The following is a 210-nucleotide window of genomic DNA, read 5'->3' as shown; positions in this document are numbered from 1 at the left end:
TAAGACTCGGTTTCCCTGCGGCTCCCCTATACGGTTAACCTTGCTACAGAATATAAGTCGCTGACCCATTATACAAAAGGTACGCAGTCACCCCATAAAGAGGCTCCCACTGCTTGTACGTACACGGTTTCAGGTTCTTTTTCACTCCCCTCGCCGGGGTTCTTTTCGCCTTTCCCTCACGGTACTGGTTCACTATCGGTCAGTCAGGAG

Annotated in this window: 1 rRNA gene; it reads right to left on the bottom strand. The window is 51.0% G+C overall.

What is annotated here, in order from left to right:
* Positions 1-210: ribosomal RNA gene (locus tag A936_RS09410) — 23S ribosomal RNA — on the bottom strand; the annotation flags it as partial.

Origin of the sequence: Enterobacter sp. Ag1 (genome assembly GCA_000277545.1) — a bacterium.
GTDB lineage: Bacteria > Pseudomonadota > Gammaproteobacteria > Enterobacterales > Enterobacteriaceae > Cedecea.
Note: the sequence above shows the minus strand (reverse complement) of the source record. Positions and strands in the feature narration are given on the sequence as shown.